Origin of the sequence: Streptomyces sp. NPDC059900, from assembly GCF_050270335.1 — a bacterium.
Lineage (GTDB): Bacteria > Actinomycetota > Actinomycetes > Streptomycetales > Streptomycetaceae > Streptomyces.
Window position 1 is genome coordinate 1 of record NZ_JBNNJZ010000337.1, and the last position, 9,132, is coordinate 9,132.

Here is a 9,132-nt window from a genome sequence, read left to right on the forward strand (position 1 = left end):
CCCCTCCCCCGCTGTTCTAACCGCCCACGCCTCACCCTGGCCGAAGCACCCGCCCCCGCCCCAGCCGCACTACCACCCGCCCCACAACTGACCGCAGCGCACGCCACCCGCCCCGTCACTGCGGGGCAAACGGGCGTGGGTGGGAGAGCTTGTTCGGTCAGGGTGGATGCGGGGTGAGTGGGAGGGGGTTGGGCGGGGCCCAGGGGCCAGGGTTAGGTGGCGTGTTGTAGGTAGCTTTGGGTTGTTGCTTTGAGGAGTTCTGTGCCTGGTTGGGTCCACAGGGTGTCGTTGAAGAGTTCGACCTCTATGGGGCCCCCGTAGCCCGCCTGTTCTGCCAGGGCTCGCCAGGAGCGGAGGTCGATCGCGCCCTCGCCGAGCTGGCCGCGGCCGTTCAGGACGCCTTCGGGCAGCGGGGTGATCCAGTCGGCCAGTTGGAAGGCGTGGAGGCGGCCGCCGCGCCCCGCGCGGTCGATCTGCGCGGGGGCCCTGTCGTCCCACCACACGTGGTACGTGTCCACGCAGACCCCGACCTGCGAAGCCGGAAACTGCTCCGCCAGGTCGAGCGCCTGGGCCAGCGTGGAGACCACGCAGCGGTCCGAGGCGAACATGGGGTGGAGGGGTTCGATGGCCAGGCGGACACCGCGGGACTCGGCATACGGGGCCAGGTCCGAGAGCGCCTCCGCGATGCGGGAGCGCGCTCCGTGGAGGTCCTTGCTGCCCTCGGGGAGCCCGCCGGAGACCAGGACCAGCGTGTCCGTGCCCAGCGTCGCCGCCTCGTCGATCGCCGCCTTGTTGTCGTCGATGGCCCGCACGCGCGCGTGCGGGTCGGTCGCCGTGAGGAAGCCGCCCCGGCAGAGCGTGGTGACCGTCAGACCCGCGTCGCGCATCAGTTTCGCGGTTGCCTCCAGGCCGTGGGACTGGACCGGCTCTCGCCACAGGCCCACCCCGGGGACTCCCAATTGCGTGCATGCGGCGACCAGTTCCGGCAGCGAGAGCTGCTTGACCGTCATCTGGTTGATGGAGAAGCGCGCCAGGCCCTCGCCGTCGTTGCTCATTGCTGGACTCCGTACACCGTGAGCAGGGATTTCATGCGGGACTCGGCAAGCGCGGGGTCCGGGAACAGACCCAGGGCGTCGGCGAGTTCGTACGCCCGGCAGAAGTGCGGCAGCGAGCGTGCCGACTGGAAGCCGCCCACCATCGTGAAGTGGCTCTGGTGGCCCGCGAGCCAGGCCAGGAAGACCACCCCGGTCTTGTAGAAGCGGGTGGGGGTCTGGAAGAGGTGGCGGGAGAGCTCGACCGTGGGGTCGAGGGTGGCGCGGAACGCCTTCGTGTCGCCCGTGTCCAGGAGCCGCACCGCCTCTGCCGCCAACGGAGCCAGTGGGTCGAAGATGCCGAGGAGGGCGTGGCTGAAGCCCTGCTCGTCGCCCGCGATCAGCTCGGGGTAGTTGAAGTCGTCGCCGGTGTAGCAGCGCACGCCCTTGGGCAGGCGGCGGCGCAGAGCGATCTCGCGCCCCGGATCGAGGAGGGAGATCTTGATGCCGTCGACCTTGTCCGGGTGCGCGGAGATGACTTCGAGGAACGTCTCGGTCGCCGCGTCCAGGTCCTCGCTCCCCCAGTAGCCGGTGAGCGCCGGGTCGAACATCGGGCCGAGCCAGTGCAGGATCACCGGCTCGCTCGCCTGGCGCAGCAGGTGGCCGTATGTCCCCAGATAGTCGTCCGGCGTCTTCGCCGCCGCGGCGAGCGCCCTCGACGCCATCAGGATCACCTGTGCGCCGCTCGACTCGACCAGGGCCAGCTGTTCCTCATAGGCGGCGCGGACCGTCGGGAGGTCCGCGGGGCCCGTCAGTTGGTCCGTGCCCACGCCGCAGGCGATCGCGCCGCCCGCCGACTTCGCCTCCGCCGCGGAACGCGTGATCAGTTCCGCGGCGCCCTTCCAGTCGAGGCCCATGCCCCGCTGGGCGGTGTCCATCGCCTCGGCCACGCCCAGGCCCTGCGCCCACAGGTGGCGGCGGAAGGCGAGGGTGGCGTCCCAGTCGACGGCCGCCGGGGAGTCCGGGGAAACGTCGGCGTAGGGGTCCGCGACGACGTGCGCCGCCGAGAAGACCGTGCGGGAGGTGAGGGGGGAGCTGCCGGGCGCCGGTTGCGCGGGGGTCCGGCGGGGGTCGTACGGGCGCGTGGTGCCGTCCGCGCGCGGGAGCAGGAGCGTCACTGTGCGATCTCCGGCACCTCGATGCGGCGGCCCTCCGCCGAGGACTTCAGGCCCAGTTCCGCGAGCTGCACGCCGCGTGCGCCCGCGTGCAGGTCCCAGTGGTAGGGCGCGTCCGCGTACACGTGCTTCAGGAAGAGCTCCCACTGCGCCTTGAAGCCGTTGTCGAACTCCTGGTTGTCCGGCACCTCCTGCCACTGGTCGCGGAAGGAGTGGGTGACGGGCAGGTCCGGGTTCCAGACCGGCTTGGGGGTGGCGGCGCGGTGCTGCACGCGGCAGTTGCGCAGGCCCGCGACCGCCGAGCCCTCGGTGCCGTCCACCTGGAACTCGACCAGTTCGTCGCGGTTCACGCGGACCGTCCAGGAGGAGTTGATCTGCGCGATCGCGCCGCCCTCGAGCTCGAAGATCCCGTACGCGGCGTCGTCAGCCGTGGCGTCGTAGGGCTTGTCCTGCTCGTCCCAGCGCTGCGGTACGTGGGTCGCGGCCAGTGCCTGGACGCTGCGTACCCGGCCGAACAGCTCGTGCAGGACGTACTCCCAGTGCGGGAACATGTCGACCACGATGCCGCCGCCGTCCTCCGAGCGGTAGTTCCAGGAGGGGCGCTGGGCGCTCTGCCAGTCGCCCTCGAAGACCCAGTAGCCGAACTCGCCGCGGACGGAGAGGATCTTGCCGAAGAAGCCGCCGTCGATCAGGCGCTTCAGCTTGAGCAGTCCCGGCAGGAAGAGCTTGTCCTGGACCACGCCGTGCTTGATGCCGGCGGCCTTGGCCAGGCTCGCGAGTTCGAGGGCTCCGGCGAGGCCGGTCGCGGTCGGCTTCTCCGTGTAGATGTGCTTGCCCGCCGCGATGGCCCGCTTGATGGCCTCCTCGCGGGCCGACGTGACCTGCGCGTCGAAGTAGATGTCGATGGTCGGGTCGGCGAGCACCGCGTCCAAGTCGGTCGAGACGCTCGACTCGGGGTCGAGTCCGTGGCGCCGCGCGATCTCCCGCAGGGCGTGTTCTCTGCGGCCCACCAGGACCGGCTCGGGCCACAGCACCGTGCCGTCGGCGTCGCCGAGGGGCAGTCCGCCCTGCTCGCGCAGGGCGAGGAGCGAGCGGACGAGGTGCTGGCGGTAGCCCATCCGTCCCGTCACACCGTTCATGGCGATGCGCACCGTCTTGCGAGTCACAGGGGTCCCTCCGGACGCAGGTAAGCGGATAGCAAGCGCTTTCTATCCAGGAAGAAGCTAGCCTGCCGCACAAGGTTCGGACAAGGGCTTCGGACCAGAGCCGTGACCGGAGGACGACGAGATGACCGTGACCCTGTCGGATGTGGCGGCCCGTGCTCAGGTCTCCCCCGCGACCGTCTCCCGCGTGCTGAACGGCAACTACCCCGTGGCGGCGGCCACCAGGGAGCGCGTCCTGAAGGCCGTGGACGATCTCGACTACGTGCTCAACGGGCCCGCGAGTTCGCTCGCCGCGGCCACCTCCGACCTGGTCGGCATCCTTGTGAACGACATCGCCGACCCCTTCTTCGGGATCATGGCGGGCGCCGTCCAGTCCGAGATCGGCGGCCCCGGCGGGCGGGCAGGCGGCGAGCGGATGGCCGTGGTGTGCAACACCGGCGGCTCCCCGGAGCGCGAGCTGACCTATCTGACCCTGCTCCAGCGCCAGCGCGCCGCCGCTCTCGTCCTGACCGGCGGCGCCCTGGAAGACCCCGCCCACGCCGCCGCGATGTCCGCGAAGCTGGCACGCCTCGCGGACGCGGGAACCCGGATCGTGCTCTGCGGACGGCCGCCCCTCGATGACTCGGAAGCGGCGGTGGCCACCCTCACCTTCGACAACCGCAGCGGCGGGCGGCGGCTCACGGAGCATCTGCTGACGCTGGGGCACCGCAGGATCGGGTACGTGGCGGGGCCCGTGGAGCGGACGACCACCCGGCACCGGCTCGAAGGCCACCGGGACGCGCTGGCGGCGGCAGGCGCCGGGACCGCGGGGAACGGCGACCAGGACGACCTGACCGTCCACGGCCCCTACACCCGCGCGTCCGGCTACGACGCCACCCTCGAACTCCTGCGCCGCGCCCCCGACCTGACCGCGATCGTGGCCGCCAACGACACGGTCGCCCTGGGCGCGGCGGCCGCCCTGCGCGACCGCGGCCTGCGCATCCCCGAGGACATCTCGGTGGCGGGCTTCGACGACCTGCCCTTCTCGGTGGACGCCGTGCCCGCCCTGACGACCGTACGTCTGCCGCTGTACGAGGCGGGCGCCCGCGCGGGCCGCCTCGCCACGGGCGCGGAGGAGGCACCCCCCGGCGGCGTGGCGACGATCGCCGCGGAGCTGATGGTGCGGGGGTCGACCGCGCCGCCGCGCTGAGATCAGGCCGGCAGCCCGAAGCAGTACGTTCCGGTCAGGCCATGGCGGTCATGGGCCGCCCGGCGTAGCGTTGACTCAGTCAAGGGTGATTCGCCTCGATGCCCCCCTGGAGTGATGCGCGATGCCGCATGCCGCCGTTCGGCCCGTCCAAGAGATCCGGGCCTTCAACCGCTTCTACACGAACCTCATCGGCGCCCTCGACTACAGCCGCCAGCTCTACGTCCCGTACACCCTCACCGAAGCCCGTGTGCTGTACGAGCTCAATCACGGACGGCATCTGGACGCTGCCGATCTGCGCTCCGAACTCACCCTGGACGCGGGTTACCTGAGCCGTCTGCTCGCCAAGCTGGAGAAGGGCGGGATCGTCGAGCGGGCGCCCTCCGCGCGCGATCCGCGGCGCCAGCGCATCACGCTCACCGCGCGGGGACGCGAGACCGCGGCTCTGCTCGACGAGCGGTCCAGCGAGGCCGTCGGTTCGCTGCTCTCGGACGTCCCCTCCGCCCAGCGGGCCCGTCTCGCGGAGGCGATGCGCACCGTGCGGGAGATCTTGAGCCACGGCGGGGGCGGGGCAGCGGAACCGCGCCCCTTCCTGCGTGAGCCGGGGCCGGGCGATCTCGGGTGGATCGTGGAGCGCAACGCCGCTCTGTACGCCGCCGAGTACGGGTTCAACATCGACTACGAAGGCCTGGTCGCCCGGATCGTCGCCGACTTCGCGCAGGACCACGACCCCCACCTGGAGCGGACCTGGATCGCCGAGCTCGACGGGCGGCGCGTGGGGTGCGTGATGTGCGTGCGCGACGAGGCGCCGGGGACCGCCCGGCTGCGGCTTCTGCTCGTGGAGCCGGACGCCCGCGGCCACGGCATCGGGGATCAACTCGTCGGCGCCTGCGTGGATTTCGCCCGGAGTGTGGGCTACCGCGAGATGGTCCTGTGGACCAACGACATCCTGGGCGCAGCCCGCGCCATCTATCAGCGGCACGGATTCGTCCTCGTCGACGAGAAACCGCACCGCTCGTTCGGCGTCGACCTGGTGGGGCAGGACTGGCAGTTGCACCTGGCCGGTACGGACACCCCCTAAGGTCTGCGTCATGAAACTCGCCTTCTCCACCCTCGGCGTGCCCGGACTCCCCCTCGCCGACGTGCTGCACCTGGCCACCACCCACGGCTATCAGGGCGTCGAGTTGCGCGCGCATCCCGAAGAGCCGGTCCACCCGGGCATCGACCTGGCCGAACGGGCCGACGTGGCGGCCCGGTTCAAGGCCGCGGGCGTCGAGATCCTCGGCATCTCCGGGTACGCGCGCGTGGCGGCTCCCGGCGACGACGGGCCCGTGCTCGACGAGATAAACGCCCTGCTCACCCTCGCCCGCGACCTGGGCTCCCCCTTCATCCGCGTCTTCCCCGGAGGCGGCACCGAGCAGGGCGCGGAGGAGGCCGACGCGACGGCCGCCCGGCGCCTGGGCACCGCGGCCGAGCACGCCGCGGACTTCGGCGTACGCATCCTCCTGGAGACCCATGACTCGCACCGCACCGGCGCCGCGGCGACCCGCGTGCTCGGCGCGGTCGGACACCGGCACGCGGGCGCCCTGTGGGACGTGATGCACACCTGGCTCGGCGGCGAGACCCCCGCCGAGAGCCACGCGGCTCTCTCCCCGTACCTCGGCTACGTACAGGTGAAGGACATCGCGTCGGCCGACGACACGACGCCGCTGGCCCTCGGCGAGGGCGTGCTGCCGCTCGCCGAGTGCGTGGACGCGCTGCTCAGCGGTGAGCACCGGGACGGCTGGCTGTGCTGGGAGTACGAGAAGCGGTGGTACGAGGATGCGGCTCCGCTGCCGGAACTCCTGGGTCCGGGACGGGACTTCCTGTCACGGCTCCTGAACCGCCACGCCTGACACCAAGGCCGCCACGCCGGGCCGCGGAACCGCCGCGCCGGGCAGCGAGACCACCGCGCCCGGCACCGGAACCGCCCCGCCCGGCGGCCCCCGCCAGCGACGTAAGACCCACCCCGCCGACCAGGAGCGCCGCCGCGCACCACCCGAGCCCGCTCACCGACTCGCCCAGGAAGAGCCCAGCGGCGGACATCCCGAACACCGGGACCAGGAGCGAGAAGGGCGCCACGGTCGACGCGGGGTGGCGGCGCAGCAGGTAGCCCCAGGCGCCGAAGCCGAAGACCGTCGTGATCCACGCGACGTAGACGATGATGCCCGCGCCCTGCCAGTCCAGGGAGCGCAGGGCGGCGAGATCCGCGGACGGCCCTTCGAAGAGCAGCGAGAGGCCGAGCAGCGGAAGCACCGGGACCGTGCTCACCCACACCATGAAGTTGAGGGAGTCGGGCGGGGCAGCCTTGCGGGTCAGGACGTTCGAGAGGCCCCAGCAGGCCGCGGCGCCGATCAGCAGCGCGAAGGCCGTGAGCGGGCCCGCCTCCCCCTCGTCGACCGCCGCGACGCCGATGCCCGCGAGGGCGACGAGCATGCCGATCAGGCGTACGCGCCCCGGCCGTTCGCCGAGGACCGCGAAGGCGAAGAGGGCCGTGAACACCGCCTGGACCTGGAGCACGAGCGAGGAGACACCGGCCGGCATCCCCGCGTCCATGCCGATGAACAGCAACCCGAACTTGGCCACCCCCAGGACGAGTCCGACGCCCACGATCCACTTCCGGGCGACCTTCGGCGGCCCCACGAAGAAGACCGCGGGCAGTGCCGCGACCAGGAAGCGCAGGGCGGAGAAGAGCAGCGGCGGGAAGTGGTCGAGACCCACCTCGACGACGACGAAATTGACGCCCCACACGGCGGCGACGAGGACGGCCAGAAGGACATGAGCGGGTCGCATGCGTCGAGGATCACCCGCCCCGACCATGTAGGACCAGCGCGGATCTCTGCATGATGGGATGAAGCAACGCTAATGGATCGAGTGACGCCGACAGGTGTCGCCGACGCTTCAGGAGGCCCTTCCGTGCTCGATCTCGCCCGGCTCCGCGCCCTGCACGCCGTCTCCGTGCACGGCACCGTCGGCGCCGCCGCCACCGCGCTCGGCTACACCCCCTCCGCCGTCTCCCAGCAGATCGCCAAGCTGGAGCGCGAGACCCGCACCACCCTGCTCGAACGGCAGGGCAGGGGCGTCGCGCTCACCGAGGAGGCACGCCATCTCGCCGCCACCGCACAGGAGTTGATGGCGATCGTGGAGCGCGCGGAGACGGAGCTCGAGGAGCGGCGCGGGCTGCCCGCCGGGCGGCTGACCATCGCCGCGTTCGCCTCCGCCGCCCGCGGCCTGCTGCCCGGCGTCCTCGCGGATCTCGCCCGGCGGCATCCCGCGCTCGACGCCCGGATGTCGGAGGTCGACCCGCATCTCTCCATCGACCTGGTGGCCAAGGGCGCGGTGGACATGGCCGTGGTGCACGACTGGGACATCGCGCCGCTGCCGACGCCGCCGGGCATCGGGCAGGCCGTCATCGGCGACGACCTCTGCGATCTCGTCGTGCCCGCCGGACACCGGCTCGCGGGGCGCGATTCCGTGCGCCGCGAGGAGCTGAAGGGCGAGCGGTGGATCACCCAGCCGCCGGGTCTCGTCTGCCACGACTGGCTGGTGCGCACCCTGCGCGAGGCGGGCTGCGAGCCGGACATCGCGCACCACGCCGAGGAGAACCCCACCCTGGTCGCGCTGGTCGCGGCGGGCCTCGGCATCGCCCTGATCCCGCGCCTGGGCCGCGGCCCGGTCCCGGACGGCGCGGTCACCGTGCGGCTCGATCCGCTGCCGGTGCGGCGGCTCTACGCGCTGTGGCGGGAGGGGGCTTCGCGGCGCCCCGCGATCGCCGAGACGGTACGGACGCTCCAGGCCCACTGGCCCGACGCCGCGCCCGTGGAGACGGCCTCCTGAGCCTCAGGAATCCCCTTCGTACCACTTTCCGGAAATCGCCCTCTACCGGGAACCCGCGTGCCGACACCGCCGTCCAAATGTCGTGCTGTCGGGTGAGTCTCCGCGCGGCGGTGTCGGCATCGCTGCTGGCTGCGAACGCTGACCACCCTCTCTGCCGCCCGCGGCCGGCAGCATGCCGTCACCGGTGCGCCCCCCTCCACCAGCGCCGGTGGCGGCCCCTCTCCTCCACAGTGACCGCCCCATCGCCTCCACCATGTCTGCCGCCTGTCTTGACCGGCAGAAATCTTCGGGATATCCGTGACACCCGGAAAGTTTCCTTCAGCCGGTTTCCCCAGTCCGGCTCCGGTCCGGCTTCCGTCTCCGAAGGAGCGCACATGTCCCACCGCAACGCCTCCAGACGTACCCTGCTCACCGCCACGGCCGTCGCGGCGACGGCCCTCGCCGCGCCCTCCGCAGCCCACGCGGCGGGCGGCGGCGACCGCGGTCGCGACCGGAAGCTGCGGGAGATCATCTCCCGCATGAGCCTCGAGGAGAAGGTCGGCCAGCTCTTCGTGATGCATGTGTACGGCCACTCCGCGACCGAGCCCGACCAGGCGGACATCGACTCCAACCTCGAAGAACTCGGCGTCCGTACGGCAGCCGAGGCGGTCGCCAAGTACCACCTCGGCGGCATCATCTACTTCGGCTGGGCCCACAACACC

7 protein-coding genes and 2 pseudogenes are annotated in these 9,132 nt (G+C 71.9%); 5 read left to right on the forward strand and 4 right to left on the reverse strand.

Annotated features, from left to right (window positions below; all coding sequences use genetic code 11):
* Positions 1 to 212 precede the first annotated feature (212 nt).
* From ACQKIP_RS31415 to ACQKIP_RS31425, 3 genes are read right to left on the reverse strand one after another with little or no spacing between them, the layout of a single operon-like run.
* Positions 213 to 1,055, reverse strand: a complete 843-nt coding sequence (locus tag ACQKIP_RS31415) for a sugar phosphate isomerase/epimerase family protein (protein WP_365857607.1) — start codon at positions 1,053 to 1,055, stop codon at positions 213 to 215.
* Complete coding sequence (locus ACQKIP_RS31420) at positions 1,052 to 2,209, reverse strand: dihydrodipicolinate synthase family protein (protein WP_365857605.1); 1,158 nt, start codon at positions 2,207 to 2,209, stop codon at positions 1,052 to 1,054. The genes ACQKIP_RS31415 and ACQKIP_RS31420 overlap by 4 nt, the downstream gene beginning before the upstream one ends.
* On the reverse strand, positions 2,206 to 3,372 hold the full coding sequence (locus tag ACQKIP_RS31425) for a Gfo/Idh/MocA family protein (protein ID WP_365857603.1): 1,167 nt from the start codon (positions 3,370 to 3,372) through the stop codon (positions 2,206 to 2,208). The genes ACQKIP_RS31420 and ACQKIP_RS31425 overlap by 4 nt, the downstream gene beginning before the upstream one ends.
* Before the next feature lie 121 nt (positions 3,373 to 3,493).
* Between ACQKIP_RS31425 and ACQKIP_RS31430 the strand changes: the two genes are divergently transcribed.
* From ACQKIP_RS31430 to ACQKIP_RS31440, 3 genes and pseudogenes are all read left to right on the forward strand, one after another.
* A complete protein-coding gene (locus ACQKIP_RS31430) occupies positions 3,494 to 4,558 on the forward strand; it encodes a LacI family DNA-binding transcriptional regulator (RefSeq protein ID WP_365857601.1) in 1,065 nt (354 codons plus the stop codon).
* A 121-nt stretch (positions 4,559 to 4,679) separates the two neighbouring features.
* On the forward strand, positions 4,680 to 5,636 hold the full coding sequence (locus ACQKIP_RS31435) for a bifunctional helix-turn-helix transcriptional regulator/GNAT family N-acetyltransferase (protein WP_365857599.1): 957 nt from the start codon (positions 4,680 to 4,682) through the stop codon (positions 5,634 to 5,636).
* Positions 5,637 to 5,646: 10 nt separating this feature from the next.
* Positions 5,647 to 6,363, forward strand: a pseudogene (locus ACQKIP_RS31440) (sugar phosphate isomerase/epimerase family protein); the annotation flags it as partial.
* Here ACQKIP_RS31440 and ACQKIP_RS31445 read toward each other — a convergent pair.
* On the reverse strand, positions 6,317 to 7,387 hold the full coding sequence (locus ACQKIP_RS31445; protein WP_365857598.1) for an EamA family transporter: 1,071 nt from the start codon (positions 7,385 to 7,387) through the stop codon (positions 6,317 to 6,319). The pseudogene ACQKIP_RS31440 and the gene ACQKIP_RS31445 sit on opposite strands and share 47 nt — an antisense overlap.
* 123 nt (positions 7,388 to 7,510) lie before the next feature.
* Here ACQKIP_RS31445 and ACQKIP_RS31450 point away from each other — a divergent pair, with 123 nt between their 5' ends.
* Positions 7,511 to 8,431 (forward strand): LysR family transcriptional regulator, encoded by a 921-nt coding sequence (locus ACQKIP_RS31450; protein ID WP_365857596.1) that lies wholly within the window; start codon positions 7,511 to 7,513, stop codon positions 8,429 to 8,431.
* A 374-nt stretch (positions 8,432 to 8,805) separates the two neighbouring features.
* Positions 8,806 to 9,132 (forward strand): annotated as a pseudogene (locus ACQKIP_RS31455) (glycoside hydrolase family 3 protein); the annotation flags it as partial.